Source organism: Aquirufa nivalisilvae (genome assembly GCF_003143535.1).
Taxonomy (GTDB): Bacteria; Bacteroidota; Bacteroidia; order Cytophagales; family Spirosomataceae; genus Aquirufa; species Aquirufa nivalisilvae.
The window spans coordinates 493,101-514,141 of record NZ_CP029346.1 but is presented as its reverse complement, the minus strand read 5'-3'; the positions used below and the strand labels follow the sequence as shown (position 1 = coordinate 514,141).

General features: G+C 38.3%; 20 protein-coding genes. 6 read left to right on the top strand and 14 right to left on the bottom strand.

What is annotated here, in order from left to right; translation table 11 throughout:
* Positions 1-20: 20 nt before the first annotated feature.
* The 6 genes from HME7025_RS02310 to carB form a co-directional block, all read right to left on the bottom strand.
* Positions 21-3,140 carry an efflux RND transporter permease subunit gene (locus HME7025_RS02310; RefSeq protein WP_109322088.1) on the bottom strand — a complete coding sequence of 1,040 codons (3,120 nt, stop codon included), beginning with the start codon at positions 3,138-3,140 and terminating at the stop codon, positions 21-23.
* Positions 3,141-3,149: 9 nt separating this feature from the next.
* Complete coding sequence (locus tag HME7025_RS02305; RefSeq protein ID WP_109322087.1) at positions 3,150-4,271, bottom strand: efflux RND transporter periplasmic adaptor subunit; 1,122 nt, start codon at positions 4,269-4,271, stop codon at positions 3,150-3,152.
* Positions 4,272-4,277: 6 nt separating this feature from the next.
* Complete coding sequence (locus HME7025_RS02300; RefSeq protein WP_109322086.1) at positions 4,278-4,544, bottom strand: hypothetical protein; 267 nt, start codon at positions 4,542-4,544, stop codon at positions 4,278-4,280.
* Between the two features lie 93 nt (positions 4,545-4,637).
* Positions 4,638-4,958, bottom strand: coding sequence for a hypothetical protein (locus HME7025_RS02295; RefSeq protein WP_154401916.1), 321 nt, complete (start codon positions 4,956-4,958; stop codon positions 4,638-4,640).
* Between the two features lie 88 nt (positions 4,959-5,046).
* Entirely contained in the window at positions 5,047-5,295 is a 249-nt protein-coding gene (locus HME7025_RS02290; protein WP_109322084.1) for a DUF4834 domain-containing protein, read from the bottom strand.
* A gap of 18 nt (positions 5,296-5,313) precedes the next feature.
* The gene (carB, locus tag HME7025_RS02285) at positions 5,314-8,142 is read right to left on the bottom strand and encodes a carbamoyl-phosphate synthase large subunit (protein WP_109322083.1); all 2,829 of its coding nucleotides are present in this window, start codon (positions 8,140-8,142) and stop codon (positions 5,314-5,316) included.
* Between the two features lie 208 nt (positions 8,143-8,350).
* Here carB and HME7025_RS02280 point away from each other — a divergent pair, with 208 nt between their 5' ends.
* Entirely contained in the window at positions 8,351-8,842 is a 492-nt protein-coding gene (locus tag HME7025_RS02280) for a dihydrofolate reductase (protein ID WP_109324931.1), read from the top strand.
* Between the two features lies 1 nt (position 8,843).
* Positions 8,844-9,263, top strand: a complete 420-nt coding sequence (locus HME7025_RS02275; RefSeq protein ID WP_109322082.1) for a molybdenum cofactor biosynthesis protein MoaE — start codon at positions 8,844-8,846, stop codon at positions 9,261-9,263.
* Here the strand turns inward: HME7025_RS02275 and HME7025_RS02270 are convergent.
* Positions 9,224-10,303 (bottom strand): LuxE/PaaK family acyltransferase, encoded by a 1,080-nt coding sequence (locus HME7025_RS02270; RefSeq protein ID WP_109322081.1) that lies wholly within the window; start codon positions 10,301-10,303, stop codon positions 9,224-9,226. The two genes, HME7025_RS02275 and HME7025_RS02270, sit on opposite strands and share 40 nt — an antisense overlap.
* A 73-nt stretch (positions 10,304-10,376) precedes the next feature.
* Here HME7025_RS02270 and HME7025_RS02265 point away from each other — a divergent pair, with 73 nt between their 5' ends.
* On the top strand, positions 10,377-10,931 hold the full coding sequence (locus HME7025_RS02265) for a hypothetical protein (RefSeq protein ID WP_109322080.1): 555 nt from the start codon (positions 10,377-10,379) through the stop codon (positions 10,929-10,931).
* 71 nt (positions 10,932-11,002) lie between these two features.
* Complete coding sequence (locus HME7025_RS02260) at positions 11,003-13,126, top strand: S9 family peptidase (RefSeq protein WP_226998262.1); 2,124 nt, start codon at positions 11,003-11,005, stop codon at positions 13,124-13,126.
* On the opposite strand, the gene HME7025_RS02255 is transcribed toward HME7025_RS02260, so the two are convergent.
* Positions 13,121-14,539: a hypothetical protein gene (locus HME7025_RS02255; RefSeq protein ID WP_109322078.1), complete on the bottom strand. Its 1,419-nt coding sequence runs from the start codon at positions 14,537-14,539 to the stop codon at positions 13,121-13,123. The two genes, HME7025_RS02260 and HME7025_RS02255, sit on opposite strands and share 6 nt — an antisense overlap.
* A 160-nt stretch (positions 14,540-14,699) precedes the next feature.
* Here HME7025_RS02255 and HME7025_RS02250 point away from each other — a divergent pair, with 160 nt between their 5' ends.
* Positions 14,700-15,362 carry a phosphatidylserine decarboxylase family protein gene (locus HME7025_RS02250; RefSeq protein WP_109322077.1) on the top strand — a complete coding sequence of 221 codons (663 nt, stop codon included), beginning with the start codon at positions 14,700-14,702 and terminating at the stop codon, positions 15,360-15,362.
* A 75-nt stretch (positions 15,363-15,437) separates the two neighbouring features.
* Entirely contained in the window at positions 15,438-15,941 is a 504-nt protein-coding gene (locus tag HME7025_RS02245; RefSeq protein ID WP_109322076.1) for a DinB family protein, read from the top strand.
* A 5-nt stretch (positions 15,942-15,946) separates the two neighbouring features.
* On the opposite strand, the gene HME7025_RS02240 is transcribed toward HME7025_RS02245, so the two are convergent.
* Genes HME7025_RS02240 through HME7025_RS02215 form a run of 6 tightly spaced genes read right to left on the bottom strand, consistent with a single transcriptional unit; the run spans position 15,947 to position 20,929 of the window.
* The gene (locus tag HME7025_RS02240; protein WP_109322075.1) at positions 15,947-16,441 is read right to left on the bottom strand and encodes a GAF domain-containing protein; all 495 of its coding nucleotides are present in this window, start codon (positions 16,439-16,441) and stop codon (positions 15,947-15,949) included.
* Positions 16,442-16,444: 3 nt separating this feature from the next.
* On the bottom strand, positions 16,445-16,939 hold the full coding sequence (locus HME7025_RS02235) for a hypothetical protein (RefSeq protein ID WP_109322074.1): 495 nt from the start codon (positions 16,937-16,939) through the stop codon (positions 16,445-16,447).
* A 4-nt stretch (positions 16,940-16,943) separates the two neighbouring features.
* Positions 16,944-17,726, bottom strand: coding sequence for a (Fe-S)-binding protein (locus HME7025_RS02230; RefSeq protein ID WP_226998261.1), 783 nt, complete (start codon positions 17,724-17,726; stop codon positions 16,944-16,946).
* The gene (locus HME7025_RS02225; protein ID WP_109322073.1) at positions 17,704-18,603 is read right to left on the bottom strand and encodes a sterol desaturase family protein; all 900 of its coding nucleotides are present in this window, start codon (positions 18,601-18,603) and stop codon (positions 17,704-17,706) included. Before HME7025_RS02225 ends, HME7025_RS02230 begins: the two co-directional genes overlap by 23 nt.
* 3 nt (positions 18,604-18,606) lie before the next feature.
* On the bottom strand, positions 18,607-19,602 hold the full coding sequence (locus HME7025_RS02220) for an alpha/beta hydrolase (protein WP_109322072.1): 996 nt from the start codon (positions 19,600-19,602) through the stop codon (positions 18,607-18,609).
* Positions 19,603-19,606: 4 nt separating this feature from the next.
* Positions 19,607-20,929: a (Fe-S)-binding protein gene (locus tag HME7025_RS02215; protein ID WP_109322071.1), complete on the bottom strand. Its 1,323-nt coding sequence runs from the start codon at positions 20,927-20,929 to the stop codon at positions 19,607-19,609.
* Between the last annotated feature and the right edge of the window lie 112 nt (positions 20,930-21,041).

The following is a 21,041-nucleotide window of genomic DNA, read 5'->3' as shown; positions in this document are numbered from 1 at the left end:
TTATGATAATTAGACGCATATTAAACCTTGGGTTTAGAAAATTTAGCAGATATACTAGCAAAGACAACAAACAATCCAGGGATAAGAATTAATCCTCCTATCGTTCCCAAAATCATACCACCTGCAGAAGCTGTACCAATGGTTCGATTACCAATGGCACCTGCTCCACTTGAAATCATCAAGGGAATCAATCCCGCCACAAAGGCAAAAGATGTCATCAAAATAGGCCTCAATCGAGCAAAGGCTCCCTGTTTAGCCGCATCCATAATGCTGGCACCTTGTTTCATTTGCGCTAAAGCAAACTCGACAATCAAAATGGCATTTTTGCCCAACAAACCAATCAACATAACCATGGCTACTTGTGCATAAATGTTATTTTGAAGTCCAAATACCTGCAAGAATAAATATACCCCAAAGGCCCCCATCGGTAAAAAGATCAACACAGGGAATGGCATTAAAAATGATTCATACTGAGCAGAGAGCAATAAGTACACAAATACCAAACAAACGATAAAAATGAAAATAGCTTGATTCCCCGCTAAAAACTCCTCCCTTGTCATGCCTGACCATTCAATGGTATAACCTCTCGGCAGGTTTTTAGCTGCTTGAGCTTGTATCTCTTTCAAGGCCTCACCTGTGCTAAATCCTGGAGCTGGTTCTCCATTTACCATGGCGGAGGTAAACATATTAAATCGTGTCAGTTGCTCTGGACCATACACTCTCCTCATTTTCATAAATGAGGAATAGGGCACCATTTCTCCATCTTTATTTTTGGCATAAAACTTCATGACATCATCTGGATGAATACGATAACTAGGGTCCACTTGCACCATGACTTTGTACATCTGTCCAAATCGGATAAAATTCGTCGCATAAAAACTACCCAGTAAGGTTTGTAAATTATCCATGGCCGTTAACACATTCACTCCTTTTTGGGCAGCAGCTGATTGATCCACTTCCAACATATACTGAGGGAACGTGGGGTCAAAACTGGAAAAAGTGTTTTGGATGGCTGCTGATTCATTCAGCTTTTTAGCAAACTCCAATGTTACGGCAGATAATTTTTGTAAATCTCCACTACCTGTTCTATCCTGCACTCGAAATTCAAATCCAGAGGCATTTCCAAAACCAGGCACAGCAGGAGGAGGAATAAGCTGAATGCTTGCATCTTTAATTTCCTTTGTTTTTTCACGAACTTCCTCAATCACCTCATCGAGGTTTTTATCGCGCACATCCCAAGGTTTTAAGGTCACAATACCCATTCCAAAAGAAGCCCCGCTTCCATCTGTTAATAAACTAAAGCCTGCCAAACTAGAAAAGGATTCTATGGCCGACACACTTTTAATTTGTTGGTACACATCATCCATCACTTTTTCTGTTCTTTCTAATGTCGCCCCAGATGGAGTTGTTACGTTCACATATAAAGTTCCTTGATCTTCTGTTGGAATAAATCCTGTAGGTACTTGACGAACCAAAAACACGGTAGCTAACGTGAAAATCCCTAAGGTTCCCCACATGATGGTTCTGCGGTGAATGATAAACTGCACTACCCCAAGATACTTATTGGCAATCTTGTCATAGCGATGGTTGAAGGCAATAAAGAATCGACCCAATATATTTTTATCATCCAAATGAGGCTTTTTCAATAACAAGACACAAAGTGCGGGTGTTAGCGTTAATGCCGTTAATCCTGATAAGGCAATGGATATAGCCATAGTTACCGAAAACTGCCTAAAGAACACTCCCACGGGTCCAGATAAAAAAGCAACTGGCACGAAAACCGAAACCATCACTAAGGTAATGGCCATGATAGCACCTGAAATTTCAAACATGGCTTCTTTGGTAGCTGCTAGTACCGACATATGCTTTTCTTCCATTTTAGCATGGACTGCCTCCACCACCACGATGGCATCATCGACCACAATACCAATGGCCAAGACCAAAGAGAATAAGGTTAGTAAGTTGATCGAAAAACCAAAAAAGAGCATGAAACTAAAAGTTCCAACCAAAGAAACTGGTACTGCAATAATAGGCACCAAGGTCGCTCTCCAATCCTGTAAGAATAAGAACACCACTAAAGCCACCAATAAAAAGGCTTCCAATAATGTCTTGATTACCTCATAGATAGATGCATCTAAAAAGCGGGAAACGTCATAACTAATGGTATAACCCATACCCGGAGGAAAGGTGCTAACTTTTAGTTCTTCTAAACGTTTTTTCACAGTAGCAATAACTTCTGCCGCGTTAGAACCTGGTCTTTGTTTTAGTAATATAGCAGCCGAAGGTTTTCCATTTTCCTTGGATAATACATCATAATCCAAGGATCCAAACTCGATATCTGCTACATCTTTTAATCGCAATAATTGACCCGATTCCGTGGACTTGATGATGAGATTTTCATACTCTGCCACTTGGGTAAACTTCCCCGTATATCGAAGCACATATTGCAATGCTTGGGCTCTTTTACCTGAACTCTCTCCAATTTTACCAGGAGCGGCTTCCACATTTTGACTTCTTAGAGCTGCCACTACGTCATCCGCTGAAAGTTTGTAAGCAAATAAGCGGTCAGGGTGTAACCATACGCGCATGGCATACTCGCGTTGCCCCATGATATCCGCAAAACCCACCCCATTGATTCGCTTCAATTCGGGCAATACGTTGATATCAGCAAAATTGTAAATAAACTTTTCATCAATGCTTGAATCCGAACTTAATAAGTTCACATACAGCAACATACTATTCACTTCCTTCTCTGTCACCACACCTGCTTTAATTACCTCTTCCGGTAATTCATCCAAAACCGTTTGAACTCTGGTTTGTACATTGACTGCAGCTACATCTGGATCTGTACCTACTTCAAAATAAACTTGAATGATACTAGTTCCATCATTTCCTGAAACAGATGTCATGTAGGTCATGCCGGGCACTCCGTTGATGGCCCGTTCCAAAGGTGTCACCACAGCTTTGGCACATACTTCCGCATTCGCTCCAGTATATTTCGTTGTTACTGTTACCGCCGGAGGAACAATATCTGGAAACTGTGTAATGGGTAATTGCTGCATGGATATAACTCCCAAAATCACAATAAAGAGGGTAACAACAATTGCCAGAACCGGTCGGGTTATAAATTTTTGTACCATGGTTCTAGCTTAAAGTGTTTTAGATTTTTCCAAAATGCGACGCATTGGAATATACTCTCCTTTGATCTTTTGTCCCTGTTTCACCAATTGAATACCTTCAACTAATAGGGTATCGGCAGAATTGAACCCTTTCACTAAATAAAAGTGCGGCATCCGAATCTCAGGTACTAGGCTTTTCATCTTCAACATACCAGTCTTGTCTTTGACAAAAACATAGTTTTTTTCCTGAATTTCGAATACCGCCTTTTGTGGAATTAACCAGTAACCATTCACCTTTTTAGGCATTTGAACGCGACCAGAAGATCCGTGTTTCAACAGTTTTTCTGGATTATCAAATCTTGCCCGAAAGGCAATATTACCTGTATTCTTATCAAACTCACCTTCAATCGTTTCCACCTTACCCGTATGTGGGTACAGATCACCGTTCGCCAATAATAACGTGACAGCGGTATTGTTTTTAAAACCTTCTCCCAATTCTGCAAATGCCAGATATTCCTTTTCAGAAACATTAAAATAGGCAAATACATTTTTGGTATCCGATAAGGTGGTTAATAAAGTTCCTTCGTCGACTAAGCTACCGGATTTGAAGGGGAGCCGATCCACTATCCCATCAAATGGCGCCCGAATAGAAGAATATTCAACGCGTAATTGAGCCGCTTTTACGTGAGCTTCTGCTTCCTCTTTTTTCGCTTTTAATCCTTCTATTTTAGCTAATGCTATGGATAATTGGTTTTTCGCAATGACATTTCGATCTACCAGTAATCGGGTATTAATTAACTCCAATTCCTCGGCTTTAATATCAGCCATGGTTTGGTTTAACACCGATTTGGCTCGCATGACCTCAGCCAAATACTCCAAATTATTAATGGTAAATAAAACTTGTCCTTTACGAACTGCCTTTCCTTCATCCACATGTATTTTATCCAAATACCCTTTTACTCGGGCTCGTATTTCTACGTTGTTGATGGCATGTATATCTGCCACAAACTCCTGAGATATAGTTGTATCCATTTGGATAGGTACACTGACTTCTAGACTGGATATTTCCTGACTATTGGATTCATTTTTAGTACCGCATGCTTGCAAAAGGATAATTCCCATACATAACACTAGCTTAGACGCTCGATTCATTTTACTTTATTTAGGTTGGGCAATTGCCTGTTGTTTATAAGAACTTCGTTCTAATCCTTGGCTAACTTCTACGTTTTGTTCAATTAAGGTTTCTCTTTTTTGATACTTAGGAGTCTCTTTACTTACTTGTTTAGAATACCCTTTATTGATCACTTGAATAACTTTAGCTTCGGATTTAATATTTTTATTTATCTGGGCTTTATAATTAGCCGGTACTTGGCTAATCCCTATGTGTGCACAGAAAACACATAAGAATAGCATGAAATATTTCATATAATTCAAATTAATAGATGTGTGAAAGCTAAAAGCTCCACTCACCTGATACAAGAAATGTTATTGTATTGTTTTGTTTCTAATTGTTCGGGGTTAGACCGACAATTGAGGAGGAGGACAAATCATGTCCAATGAGATATCCTGATAAGGATTAGTCTTTAGCTGAACGACTAATTCAGGCTGATTCACTTGAAATAACTGAAAATGGGATACTGGCTGAAGTAGAAATACAAATCCTTCTTCTTCCATGTCTTGAGCTTCATCAGAAGATTGACCTTCTGAGTTGATGTCAGAGAACTGATCTACCCAAACTTTTGATGCTTCTTGAGTATTTTTAATCGTGCTCAAAATCAAGCTGTCGTTGATCATCAAAACGGCAAGCAAGAAAAAACACCACGTTAATAAATTCCTCATCTAGGCAATTAAAAATACGATTGGTTTAAGCAATGTATATTATATTAAACCGAAAAACCACAAATTCGTTTTAAAATACTAAATAATATTATTCTTTAATCTCTTCAAAAGGCACATAATCACCATCATCTACTTTGGTAGACCGAGGCTTTGATTTAGCTTGAGGTGGGACATAGTCCACATCTATACTTCCTTCTCTTTTTGTCTCTTTTTGTCGATAAGCCTGTTCAGATTGCTGTCTATGTACTTGAGTTATAATATAACTCTTAAACAGCAATTTGAACAAAGGCCTAATAACGTATATAAACAAGAAAATAAGACCGAGAATCTTTAACATATTTTTATTTTTTGTCTATTAACGACTTAAATATAAATTTCGTTCCCCATACACCTTTCTAAAAAACTCATCTTTTAAATCATCAATGAAATAAATGGCTTCTCCGGTGGATTTCATCTCGGGACCTAATTCCATGTTGACATTCGGAAATTTGTTGAAAGAAAATACAGGAATCTTTATCGCGTATCCTTTCTTAACGGGCTGGAAGTTAAAATCTTTTACCTTTTTATCTCCTAGCATCACTTTAGTTGCATAATTAACATAAGGTTCTTGATATGCTTTACAGATGAATGGCACCGTTCTAGAAGCTCTTGGATTAGCTTCAATGATGTACACCACTTCATTTTTAACTGCGAATTGAATATTCAACAAACCTTTTGTTTTCAATGCGACTGCGATTTTCTTCGTATGATCCTCGATTTGCTTGATCACGTTTTCAGACAAATCAAATGGAGGTAATACCGAGTGTGAATCTCCTGAGTGGATTCCAGCAGGCTCAATATGCTCCATTACTCCGATAATATACACATCTTCTCCATCACAAATGGCATCAGCCTCCGCCTCAATTGCATTTTCAAGGAAGTGATCAAGTAGAATTTTATTTCCAGGAATATCCCGTAAAATATCCACCACATGTTGCTCCAACTCTTGCTCATTGATTACAATCTTCATCGATTGACCACCCAATACATAACTTGGACGAACTAATAAGGGATACCCTAACTCACGACCTAAAAGCACGGCATTGTCGGCATCTTCGCAAACCCCAAATTTAGGATAAGGAATATCCAAGTCTTTCAAAAGACTTGAGAATGCTCCGCGGTCTTCGGCCAAATCCAAGGCTTCAAATGAAGTACCTAAGATTTTAATACCATATTTAGATAATTTCTCTGCTAATTTCAAAGCCGTTTGACCACCCAATTGCACGATAACACCTTCTGGTTTTTCATGTTGAATGATATCGTATACATGCTCCCAGAAAACAGGCTCAAAGTATAGTTTATCTGCAATATCAAAATCCGTAGATACTGTTTCAGGATTTGAATTAATCATGATGGTTTCATAACCTGCCTCTTTAGCCGCTAAGACACCATGTACACAAGAATAATCAAATTCAATACCTTGGCCAATACGGTTAGGCCCCGAACCCAAGACAACTACTTTTTTACGGTCAGATGATTTAGACTCATTGTCCATGGAATCAGTACTCTGTCCAAAAGTAGAGTAGTAATAAGGTGTTTTTGCCTCAAATTCCGCTGCACAAGTATCTACACACTTATACAAACGTTTGATTCCTAAACTATTACGCTTATCGTACACCTCTGACTCTAGGCATCGCATGGCATGGGCAATCTGGCGATCAGCAAAACCTTTATGTTTCGCTTCTTCTAATAAATCGGTTGGAATAGTAGCCAAAGTATATCGCTCAATTTCCTTTTCAACCCGAACTAAATCTTCAATTTGGTATAAGAACCATTTGTCGATTTTAGTCAATTGTTGAATCGTTTTGAAAGATATACCCATTTTAAAGGCATCATAAACATGGAACAAACGGTTCCAAGATGGATTAGCCAATGAATGCATAATAGCATCCTGATCTCTCAATTCTTTTCCATCTGCACCTAAACCGTTACGCTTGATTTCCAAAGATTGACAAGCCTTTTGTAAAGCTTCTTGGAAATTGCGTCCGATTCCCATAGTCTCTCCAACAGATTTCATTTGAAGGCCTAAAGAGCGATCCGCACCTTTGAATTTATCAAAGTTCCAACGAGGAACCTTCACAATCACATAGTCTAAAGCTGGTTCAAAATACGCTGAAGTAGTTCCCGTAATTGCATTGGTTAACTCATCTAAGTTATAACCAATCGCCATTTTGGCAGCGATTTTAGCAATTGGATAACCCGTTGCCTTGGAAGCCAAAGCAGATGAACGGGAAACACGAGGATTGATTTCAATGGCAATAATGTCGTCTGTTTCAGGATTCAATGCAAACTGCACATTACATCCTCCAGCAAATTTACCTATGGCATTCATCATCATAATGGCCATATCACGCATGCGTTGGTAAATTGTATCTGGCAATGTCATAGCGGGAGCCACCGTGATGGAATCTCCTGTATGTATACCCATTGGGTCAAAATTCTCAATGGAGCAAATGATGATAACGTTACCTAAATTATCTCGTAACAACTCCAATTCATATTCTTTCCAGCCCATGATGGACTGTTCAACTAACACCTCATGGGTAGGCGATGCATGCAAACCTTTATTCAAAGCTGCATCAAAGTCCTTAGGGTCATTCACGAAACCTCCTCCTGTACCTCCCAACGTGAAAGAAGGGCGAATTACTAGCGGGAAACCTGTTTCTTGGGCAATTTCTTTTCCTTCTAAGAAAGAACGAGCGGTTCTACCTTTACAAACCCCCACACCCAATTCCAACATTTTCAAACGGAATTTCTCGCGATCTTCTGTTGTCTCAATGGCTTTGATATCAACCCCAATAATCTTTACACCATATTTTTGCCAAACTCCAGCTTCTTCACAATCAATAGCCAAGTTTAAGGCTGTTTGTCCACCCATCGTTGGCAACACAGCATCCACTTGGTGTCTTTCCAAAATATGAATGATCGAAGCTCTATCTAATGGCTTCAAATACACATGATCGGCATTCATAGGATCCGTCATGATGGTGGCAGGGTTGGAATTGATCAGAATCACTTCGATTCCTTCTTCTCGCAATGAACGAGCTGCTTGAGAACCAGAATAATCAAACTCACAGGCTTGACCAATTACAATAGGACCAGAACCGATAATCAGAACGGAACGGATAGATAAATCTTTTGGCACGGTATTAATTTATTTTGTATCAATAGAAAACAAATTTTCAGACCTTTACACTTAGGCTCAAAAATTGTACAAAGTTAGTCGTTGAAGCCCGAATTGGGAAACGTTATTGAAAATAAAAATCAGGAATTTTAATCACAAACACCTTTTCCACAATTTGATTTCTTTTCGTCCCATTATTTCCCGTAATTTTGATAAAAATAAAAATCCCGTGATCAAGATAATCGTGGCTTGTGACGAAAAAAACGTCATTGGCAAAAACAATCAACTCATTTGGCACCTACCAGCTGACCTGAAACATTTCAAAAATTTGACCACAGGACATTCCATTATCATGGGGAGAAAAACCTTTGATTCCATTGGCAAAGCTTTACCTAATCGAAATAACTTGGTGGTCAGTCGACAAAACCAGATCCTTGCTGATGGGATAATTCTTTGCCACTCTTTGGAAGAAGCTATTTTGAAAGCTAAAAGCCTATCCAGAGATGATATCTTCATCATTGGCGGAGCCGAGATATATAAACAAGCTTTGGAAATAGCTGACCAAGTTATCCTCACACGATTGCATGACTATTTTGATGGAGATGCTTTCTTCCCAGAAATGCCTAGTCAAGAATGGGAAATTATTCAAACAGAAAGAGGTATTACCGATGAAAAGAACCCGTACCAATATAGTTTTTTAACTTACCAAAGAATTCGATAACATGGAAAGAAAAGTGGCTTTATTGGAACAAGCCATCCAATTGGATGATTTTTACCCATTTCTGCAAGACGATGTTGCAGGCGGAATTTGCTTGTTTATCGGCACCATTCGAAATAAAAATCAAAACAAAGCAGTGAAATCACTCGACATGGAAGCTTATCCTCCTATGGCTGTGAAACAAATTAACCTATTAATAGATCAAGCTGGAGCAACTTGGCCCATTCAAAAAGTGGTCATGGCTCACCGAACAGGCCCTTTAAAAATTGGAGATATCGCCGTACTAATAGGAGTTACTTGCGTACATCGTGCAGAAGCATTTAAAGCTTGCCAATGGTTGATTGATCGCTTGAAAGAAGAAGTACCTATCTGGAAAAATGAATTTTATGAAGATGGCTCCTCCTGGTTGGTTCCCCATCCTTGAGCTAGCATCAAATTACATCCTCTTTGTTCGGAATTATCAAAGCGACCTAACACCTTAAATCGAACGCCATCAGATTCCAGCGAGCCTAAATCTTTGGTTTCAATAAAGGAACAAGAATCAATGTTGGCGAGATCAATCACTTTGATTCCCCCCACACGACCAGCCTGTGTAACTTGTCCAAAGGGATCATTGACCTCCCTCAACAACACCCGCATACTTACTCCAGGTGTAAAAATACCTGCTTGATCAGCATAGGCTTGAGAAAATAATTCCGTCATGCCATATTCGGAGGCAACTTGAGGCAAATGCATTTTTTCTTGTAGAAAGGCATGAACCTCCTCTCGCAACCACTCGGCGCGTCGGCCTTTCATCCCTCCTGTTTCCATCACCATAACTCGACCTGCCGCTACGGCTTCTTTCCAAAAAGAAAAATCTTGTCCAGAATCCACCCAATCCAATAAGCCAAAAGTAACACCCATCAACCAGATCTTTCTGTCCGTTAGCAAAGCGGCCTTCAAATTTTCAACTAAAGCATCATATTGATTTAAATAAAAACCAGCGAGCTCGGATTGAGACTCTTTGATAAAATAATCCATCATGAAGACCAAGGAAGAGGTGCTACGTTCCAAATAGGACGGCAAAAGAGCAAAAATATGGTAGTCCTTTAAGGAGCCATAATTCGATTCAAAAATTCTCTTGGCTTGACTTTGATAAAAAGCCGGATCACAAACAATGTGCTTGGAAGGAATTTGACCAGTTGTTCCCGAACTTTCAAACTGAAATAAAATAGGCGCAAAGCCCGATTGAACAAGGTGGTTTTTAAATAACTCAATTGGCAAAAAAGGAATTTCACCAATCGAGGAAATGCTGTTAACATCTACTCCCAATAATCCTAGGTATAAATGATACAATGGATTATGGCTTGCTTGATAGCGAAAAACGTCCAAAGCCAAGGTTTCAAAATCAGCATCTTGCATCTGACCCACCCGATTCTTCAAACTCAAAGAAAGGCTTTCCCAATCTTCGTTTTCACTCTGCATAGCTTTTTTTGAAATTATGCACAAAATTAATGCAAATCATTAACTTTACGCTTCTAATTACCACCGAATCTTCATGATTAAACTAGGTAGTCTCATCACCATCATTGCATTGTGCGCTTGGGCATTCATTGCCTGTGTACAAGAACCTGATTATAGCACCACGCCTAGCATTGAATTTGAATCCATTAAAAAAATCACGAAAATCAGTAATGACGGTTTTGGAGGTAAAGCCAAGATTGATTCCGTGGTGATGACCATCAAGTTTCAAGATGGAGATGGAGATTTAGGCATTACTACAGCAGAAAAAAATTCAGACCCTAAATACAAAGACTACCGTAATTTTGAGGTAGATGTACTATTTAAAAAGAACGGCAAATTCATACCAGTGACTTTCAGCCCCAAACTTGGTGGATTAATGAATTTCCCATTTAAACCCGATCAAAAACCAGGGCCAATTGAAGGGTACATATCCTATTCCACTCAATTTGTGTATGCCTTTTATAAAGGTTATTCTCCGGATTTTACCGAGAAGAACGACACATTAGCATTCCGCATTTCCATTAAAGACAAAGCATTTCATCAAAGCAACACGATTGAGACTAGTCCAATCGTGATTTTTCAAGACTAAATATCCTTATGATTCTACGTTTTTATCGCACCCTCAGCTTCGCTGTTATTTTTCTATTGGCTCATGTGAGCATGGCCCAAAAAAGTGTTAGTTTAGAAGATGTTTGGCAAAATTATACTTTCCGCCAAAGAAGCATTCAAAACCTTAATTGGACAAAAGATGGCCAACATTATACCGAGTTAAAAGAGGGGAAAATTATCAAATATTCTGTTGTCGATCCCAAAAACTCAGAAGTGCTTTTTGATGAAGAAATTCAGCGAGTAGCGGGTAAAAAGATAAAAGTAGAGTCCTTTAGTCTTTCATCGGACGAACTAAAAATCTTGATTTCCACGGAGTCTGAACAAATCTATCGACGCAGCTCAAAGGAAAATAATTTCATTTTTGACCGTCAAAACAAATCCATTACGCCTTTATCTAAAGCAGGAAAACAAATGCATGCTAGCTTTTCTCCCGATGGGAAAAAAGTGGCTTTTGTGCGAGAAAACAACCTTTTCTTGGTTGATTTAATTTCTGGAAAAGAAAAAGCTATTACTACCTCTGGCAAATTTAACCATATAATTCATGGCGCTTGCGATTGGGTATATGAAGAGGAATTTTCCTTTGCTAAAGCATTCCAATGGTCTCCAGATAGCAAAAAGATAGCCTATTATACCTTTGATGAAACAAAGGTTCCTGAATACAACATGCAAATGTGGGGGGAATTGTACCCGAAAGATTACCGTTTTAAATACCCTAAAGCTGGTGAAGCCAATTCCATTGTAAGCCTTAGCGTTTATTCTTTGACAAATCAAAAAAGCATTCCAATTCAAGTTGGAAAAGATAAGGATCAATACATCCCTAGAATGAAATGGACAGCTAGCTCTGATTGGGTTTCTTTCATTCGTCTAAATCGCTTACAAAATCACATGGAAATCCTACATGCTTCGGCAAAGGATGGAAACTCCAAAGTTATTTATGAAGAGAGAAGTAATACTTCCTTGGAAATTGAATCTGTTGGGAATGATATCACCTATTTAGCTGATCAAAAGCGGTTTATTTTCTCTTCTGAAAAGTCAGGATTTAAGCATTTATATGTTGCTGATATTGCCACAGGAAAAGTAGATCCTATCTCAAAAGGAAATTGGGAAGTAGATGATTTTTATGGATTTGATGAAAAAAGCCAAACACTTTATTTCAATGCAGCAGCGAAATCAGCGATACAAAGAGAAGTGTATAAAATTCAATTAGATGGTTCCAACTTCCAAATGATTTCTCAGCATGCTGGCACGAGTACAGCCAACTTTAGCCCCGACTTCTCCTTTTATATGTTGTATTTCAGCTCAGCTAAAGAGCCTTTACAAATCAGCCTAAAGAGCAGTCAAGGTACTTTAATTCGTGTGTTAGAAGATAATACCAAATTAAAGCAACAGCTCAAAGACTATGCGATTTCTACTCGTGAATTCTTCCAAATCCCCTTAGCCAATGGTGAAAGTTTAAACGCTTATACCATTAAACCTAAAAACTTTGATCCAAACAAAAAATACCCTGTTTTGATGCATGTATATGGTGGCCCTGGAAGTCAGCAAGTATTGGATGCATATCCGGTTAGCAACGATTTTTATTGGTATCAAACCCTTTTGGACAAAGGCTACATAATTTATTGTTTGGATAATCGGGGTACAGGTGCTCGTGGAGTGGATTTCAAAAAAATCACTTACCAAAACTTAGGTAAAATTGAAGTTCAAGATCAAATTTATTCTGCTCAATATCTAGCGAAATTACCTTATGTTGACGCTTCCCGCATTGGAATTTGGGGATGGAGCTATGGCGGATTTATGTCGTCCAATTGCTTAATGCAAGGCGCAGATGTATTCAAAACTGCCATTTCAGTTGCGCCAGTGACTAATTGGCGTTTCTATGATAGTATTTATACAGAGCGTTATCAAAGAACACCACAAGAAAATGCGAAGGGATATGATGAGAATTCACCCGTAAACCATGTTAATAAATTGAAAGGTAATTTATTGTTGGTTCACGGAACAGGTGATGATAATGTTCATTTTCAAAATGCAGTGGCATTACAAGAAGCGTTAATCAAGGCCAATAAGCAATTTCAAAGTTTCTATTATCCCAATAAGAATCATAGCATTTCAGGAGGAAATACCCGATATCATTTGTATCAAATGATGACCAACTTCCTTCTAAAGAATTTATAATGATTTGAGAATTTGATAAACTTCTGCGTTTAGGCGATAAGTAAACATACGTTGATCTTTCTCGTCGGTATGAACATCTAAAATTTGTTCTTTACCAAGTAATAAGCGCAAGGATTTGGTCAAATTCTCAAACATTTTTGCCCTAAATTGTCGCTGTGATTCGGGTGAACTTTTGTGTTTGCCAAAGAAAGCGATGATTTGATGTCCTGAAATATTTCCTGTCGTGTAATTTAAAATCAGGAAATCGAGGAGCATTTTTTCATTCTCCCCCAACATAATTTTCAAGTTTTTTGCCAATCGCCTCTTTTTCCATTTTTGGTACAAAAAGAAAGCTATGACTAGAAAACCCAAAGAAACTAAGATAACTGATCCTTCCAGAATAGATTGATACCAAGGTATTTGGCCAAGTTTTCCCACATATTCTGATTCTCGAAGTAAATCATTCACCATCATTCGGTGATTTTTAAGCGTGCTAGGACTAGACTGATTGGATAAATTTGTCCAAATCAATGTATCTCCATTGACATGAAAGGCTTTATCAAAATTCCCACTGTAAGGTCCTTCAACAACTAATCGATTATTATTTTTCCAGCAATATGTTTTGAAATCATCCAAAACATCAATGATATACATCGTATCGAAGTTCTTCTTACGTCCGGATTTGTCCAATAAAAAGAAATAGCGCCCATTGAATAAATAATAACGGATTAAATCCTTCGATAAAAAGGATTTAATTTCTTCTAATTCAATTTTTCCAAGACTTGTAAATTCACTTTTCTCGAAATTATATTCATAAATATTCCAATCCAACACATCTAAGCGATTCAAATCCGTTTCATTTATCTGATGGTTTCCCATGGTGATAAACTTATCCTGACTGGATACATAGGCTGTCAGGCCCATTGAAATTGCTGGAGGCACATTCCCTTTTGCTTGAATATTCAACCATTCCTTGCCCTCCGCATTGTATTTTGTTAAAATATTGGAGGAAGTCCCAAAGCCATAACCCCCAAAAGAGTATAGAATTCCATTTCGATAAAAAATACTACTCGAGCAATTGGCGCCCCTAAAATAGGTTTCGTCAATTCGCTTTAATATCAATTGTTTTTTATTGATTTGGTAGACTTGATTGGTACAAGGTATTAACAGATAGGACCAATCTGAATGCTCTATTTTAAATTCTTTTACAGCATAATTAGCTGAAATCAAATCTTCATTTTTTACATTTTCAAAAGTCAATTCCCCTAAATTCATCCAGGGAAGGCCGTTCTTCGTTCTAGAAAGTTGACTATTATTCTCAAAATCAATTTTATAAAAGTACCCCGTGCTAGTACTAAACCATTCGATGCTATGAGCTAGGAAATTTACGTGAATCAGTAAAAACAGTGATAAAATGTAATAGCCTAGGCGCATGATTTAGTTCTAATAGGTAATAAAAATGCAATTTTTTCAAGCAAAATTGTCAAATTATTAGGAATAGATTGAAGAGCTATGCCCAATTTTTCAACAAAATTGGCTAATTTTACGGATTAAAGTTTAATCCATAACCTGGATTAAACCATAAAAATCGCTTATGACCCTACACAGAGAAGGAAAAACCATTTTATTAACAGCTATTGTCATTGTATTAGCTATAAATGCCTTAGTGGCTTATTTTCTACCAGAGCAAGTTTATGTACGTGAAGCTGTGGTGGTAATTACTGCTATATTTTATTTGCTTTTGGTGCAATTTTTCCGTGTTCCTAAACGCGTAACCAACATCAACCCAAAGGATATCATTGCGCCTGCAGATGGCAAGGTTGTGGTGATTGAAGAGGCGGTGGAAACTGAATATTTCAAAGATAAACGCAGACAGGTTTCCATTTTCATGTCACCTATCAATGTGCACATCAATTTTAATCCAATTTCAGGAATCGTATCATATTTCAAATACCATCCTGGTAAATATTTAGTGGCTTGGCATCCAAAATCTAGCACAGAAAATGAGCGTACCACTTATGTTGTGAAGCATGAAAATGGCACAGAGGTCTTATTTCGTCAGATTGCTGGAGCATTAGCTAAACGGATTTGTTGGTATGCCAAAGAAGGAGATGCTGTTATTCAAGGAACTGAGTTTGGCTTCATTAAATTTGGTAGTCGCATTGACATTTATCTTCCTTTAGATGCTGAAATCTGTGTTAAATTGGACGACAAGCCCGTTGGAGGAGAAACAGTCATTGCACGACTTGCACAATAGCCATTCATCATTTTGGCATGATTCTAACTAGGAAGATTACTTCCAATGGCTTAATTTTATCAAAAACCAACAGCCATGTTTAGACAATTAACTGATTTTTATCGAGCTTGGGCTTACGAATCTGAAAGCACTATCAAAATGTTTCAGGCCATACAAGCTGGTCATTTCAAAGATAATCCTAGCGAAAATTTCAGAAGTATGGCTCGATTATCGTGGCACATCACGGAATCTATCGCCGAGTTATTGCATCATGCTGGATTAAAGGAAGTAGATGGCATAGTGGATGCTAGTCAAGAAAAAAATGACTTGAACAAACTTATTACAGAATATCAAAAGTCCTCTGAATCCTTAGTTTTGGCATTAAAAAATCAATGGACTGATGAAATGCTAGGAGAGAAAGTTCCTATGTATGGTGATCATTGGGAAAGAGGAGCTGTTTTAAGTATTCTCATTCGCCACCAAACTCATCACAGAGGGCAGTTGAGCGTATTGATTCGTCAAGAAGGCCTAAGTGTTCCTGGCATGTATGGGCCTTCCAAGGAAGAGTGGCTAGCTATGGGAATGAAACCTTTAGCATAAAAGATTTAGTACCAAGAAGTATAATTTTTTTCAATCAAATCAATGATTGCTTGCAAGCCCTCTCGGTCTATCTCGCTGAAATCATTTAATTGATCAGAATCAACATCCAAGACCATCAGCACTTCGCCAGCGGAATCCATCACAGGTAATACTATTTCTGATTTAGATGCAGATGCGCAGGCGATATGACCTGGAAATTCATCTACATTGGGGACAATAATGCTTTGTTGGGTTCTGTAAGCATGACCACAAACACCTTTGTGGTAAGGAATACGTGTACAAGCTACTGGTCCTTGAAAAGGTCCGAGAACCAGCTGGTCTTGTTTGTTTAGATAAAAGCCCACCCAAAAGAATCCAAAATATTCATGAATAGCAGCTGCAATATTTGCAAGATTGGCATATAAATCTGTCTCTCCTTGAATGAGTGCTGCCACTTGAGGAATAAGAGCTTGGTATTTATCTGCTCTACTTCCTTCCACTACCTGTAAATCTTCTGCCATAAACTATACGGATGCAGCTACAAAATATTTTTTAAGCCAAGAGTCTTTTGCTTTGGCTGGCCAATTGGATCTATAATCTGCCAAATCTTTGACTTGTGGAATGGCGATTAAGGAATCTGCATTGATATGTCCTTCGTTGATCACTTGTTTTACTCCTAATAGTGGAAATAAAATAAGGTTATCTTCTTGAACCAAAGCCACAGAACGATCAAAAAAATCCATTCCCATCTGAAATGCTAAATCCTTAAACCAGCCAGTTGAGGCATCAATGGAGCAGCCCGATGCCGCATGGTGATGCTCATCCACAGCAATAACAATAATCTGATTATATCGGATTTGGAATGAACCTGCTAAAGGAACTCCATGGGCATTCCAATCTTGAACTGCTTGTTTCAAATAAGATTGAACAAAAGCACTTTCTTGTTCATTAAATGCTCTATTGGCTTGATATATCCAAACTCGAGCATGGGCAGGTAATTGTTGAAATTCTACGTACATATATTTATATCATGGTTTGCTGAACTAACTCAGCCAAATCTACTACTTGTATTTCTTTATCTTTTCCGTGTTTGTTCAATCCATCTTGAATCATAACCATACAAAATGGACAAGCTAAAGCTACCTTCTGTACCCCTGAATCAATGATTTCTTGAGATCTTTTGGTTTGAATGTCGATACTCCCTTCTTCGGGCTCTTTAAATACTTGAGCACCACCAGCTCCACAACACAAACCTTTGGTTCTACAACTTTTTAGTTCTTTTAGTTCCTTTTTCAGTCCTAGAATTATATCTCGCGGTGCTTCATATATTCCATTTCCACGTCCAAGATAGCAGGAATCATGAAAAGCTACAGCTTCTTTTTCTTCTTCCTTCAATTGAATTTTACCCTCAGCTAATAATTCAGCAAGTAATTGACTATGGTGTATAACTTCGTAATTTCCTCCTAATTCAGGGTACTCATTTTTCAATGTATTGAAACAATGCGGACAAGCCGTCACTATTTTCTTCACGCCATACATATTCAGTACCTCAATGTTGGACATGGCCTGCATTTGGAATAAAAACTCATTTCCACTCCTTCGAGCAGGATCACCAGTACAGGATTCCTCTGTTCCGAGTACGGCAAATGAAATTTCGAGGCTTTGTAAAATTTCACAAAAAGCCCTAGTTACTTTCTTATGACGATCATCAAATGAACCAGCACAACCTACCCAAAACAAAAACGCTGGGCTTTCTCCTTTAGCGGCCCATTCGGCCATGGTACTAATCTTCAGTTCCTTGCTCATCTTTTTTAAACTTATTTTGTTGACGCATTTGTTCTACGGTTAACCTAGAACCATCTGGACTCCAACCTGGAGGGCCTATGACATATTTCCAAGCAGCTGAAAGGCTTTTGGAATGAAAGATATCTTTGACAATTTGTACCCATTCAAAAAAGGCAATTTTGGCAGGATTATAACTTTCAATTTGCTTCGTCAATCCATAATGTGGCCTTTGATTTTCTTGTTGAAATGAACCAAACATCCGATCCCAAATGATCAAAATCCCAGCGTAATTCGTATCCAAATAGTCCAAGTCCGTTCCATGATGAACCCGATGGTGTGAAGGTGTATTGAAGATATATTCAAACCAAGCAGGCATTTTTTTGATCAATTCCGTGTGAATCCAATATTGATATAACAGACTAATTTGTTGGAAAAAAAATACGATAAATGGATGTACTCCTAGTAACAATATCCAGATATAAAATAAAAATGCTCCCGATAAATTCCCCGTCCAAGTTTGTCGTAATGCCGCAGCTAAATTGTACTTCGGTGAAGAATGATGCACCATGTGAGAAGCCCAAAAATAGCGTACTTCATGGGATATCCGATGAAACCAATAATAGGTAAAATCATCCGCAAAAAAAGCAAAGACCCATACCCACCACCAAGCTATGGAAAGATCAAATATTCGCCAATGATCATATACATAAAAATAGCTGACATAGATGACTGATTTGGTCAATAATCCTATAAAAAGATTCCCTAGGCCCAATCCAATGGAAGTCAAAGAATCCTTTGTCTCGACAAAATCACGATGTTGTTTGAACACGACATACGATTCCAAGATGACCGTAATCAAAAAGAAAGGAACTGCATAAAGAATTAAATTAGGCGTCATAATTTATGGAAGATGAACTATTTCTTTCAAAAATTGAATGCTAGCTTTCAAGGGTAAATCTGTTCTTTTGGCTAAAATATCCGAAGTAATGACATGGTTTTCGGCTAAAGGGAAAGCCATTTCTTTTTTCTGAGTAGGACTTGTACCTAAATAAGGGAACATATGACGCATTGCTTTAACCGACACAACAGGATCTTGATGAGCATCATCTTTGTAATAATAGCCCATAAAAACGGGGCATTTTACTTGTTCAAAAACCTCGTCGGTCATTTGATTGGTAAGGAAATTCTGTAATTCTACCGCACCCTCTAAGCGATAATGCAAGTTCCAATATTGATTATGAGCTGAATTTTGAGCTGGAATATCTCGGTGATCGCCCCCAACTACCTTTCTAGCCAATTGAAGCCCCCAAGGATTGTCCATCAAAACGGCAGCTGGATCTGCAATGGCTATGCATGGGCTATACAACAATAATGCTTTAATTTCTGGATGACGGGAAGCTAGAGACAAAGACAAGGCTCCACCAAATGAAGTGGCCAACACGATGACATTCTCACCCATTTTTTTGGCCAAGGCCAATTGATTTTCTACACTTTCGTAATAATCGTCTGCAGTGACATGCTGCAGCACGCTATCCGAAGTAGCAAAACCATGCCCTGCTACTCGAGTTAAGAGTAAATTGGCTCCAAATGTTTTTGCGATTTGTCGATGCACTGGATTCCCTTCCATTTGAGACGCCGAAAAACCATGGACATACATGAATACCCATTTCGTTTTTTGAGGATTTAGAGAGTCTGCCCAAACTATTTTCGCCTCGTTATTGGGCTTAATTTGAGGGAATGAAGCTTCTTTATTTTGTAAATACTTAGATAAGGCAGGAAGAGAATCTGGAATATTTTTCCAAGTAACGCCTCGGTCTAAGGTAGGAGCTTGAGGACTAGGTCCAAGCGTAAAAAACAAGATTAGTCCAATGATGACTGGTATAAAAACTTTTTTCATGTGTTTATGATTTGGCCCAGTTTAAACGATCTGATGGATTAAATTTCCAAGGAGCTTGATTTGTTTCAATATTAGAAAACATGCTATTCCAAGCGGCTGGGGCATCAGATTGCTCCATGATTTGGTAGCGGCGCAATGCCAATATGATATTCAATGGAGACAGTTCCATGGGACAAGCTTCGACACAGGCCTGACAGGTAGTACATGCTCTCAATTCTTCAGCTGAAATATAATCGCCTAAAAGTGATTTCCCATCTTCCACCCATTGGCCTTTATTTTTTGCCAGGCCTTTCCCTACCTCTTCTAATCGATCGCGGGTGTCCATCATAATCTTTCGCGGTGACAAAGCTCTTCCTGTTTGATTAGCAGGACACTGTTCCGTACAGCGGCCACATTCGGTACATGAATAAGCGTCTAGGGCATTTTTCCAGGTTAAATCCATGACATCTTTCGCCCCAAATCGCATTTGATCCGGAGTGGCAGTATTAGGTTCAACGGGTTGTCCTAACATCAATTTTACTTCATGAGTGACGGAGGGCATATTACCCATTTTACTGGAAGGTTCAAGGCTTGAAAAATAAGCTGCGGGAAAAGCGAAGAAAATATGTAAGTGTTTAGAATAGGTCACATAGAAGGCAAATCCTAAAATACCAAGGATGTGAAACCACCATGCTACTCGTTCTAAAATCAATAAGATAGGAGTAGAAAGACTCGACAAAATAGGCATGAAATGCTGAGAAACGACAAATGCTCCTACAGGTTCAAAATGTTCTACTTGTCTTTCTTGAAGGATGGCATCACTTGCATTCATGGTCCACAGAGCTAGCATTAATATACATTCAATGGCCAAAATGGTATAAGCATCTCGTATCGGAAAACCTTTCAATTCTCGATGTGCTCCAGGCTGCAATCGCTGCACATGAATCACTCCCCTTCGTAGAAAAAACACAACACAAGCCACAAAGACACCTAAAGAAAGTAATTCGAAGAAGTTAAGTAAAACGGGATAGATACTTCCCAAGAGAGGAGCAAAAATTCGGTGAGTTCCTAATATCCCATCAATGACAATTTCCAGAATCTCAATATTAATTAAAACGAAACCTAGGTAAATCAAAAAATGAAAAACTCCTACCAAAGGTTTTTGAAACATTTTTTTCTGCCCAAATGCTAATAAGAAAACTCGTTTCCATCGTTCACTGGGACGATCATTCAATTCAACTGCTTTAGCTAAGTGAATCGAGGAGATGATAAGCTTAAAACGTTGCGTTACCAAATAACCCAGACCGAATAGTACTAAAATAAAAAGTACTTGGAGAAAAATATGCATGATTGATGAGTGTTTTGCTGAATCTTTTTCCCTTAACGCTGTCAAGGTTTAAAACCTTGACAGCGTTGTTGAAATGCCAATAAAGCTACCTTTTTTTACTCAAATTTTTCAT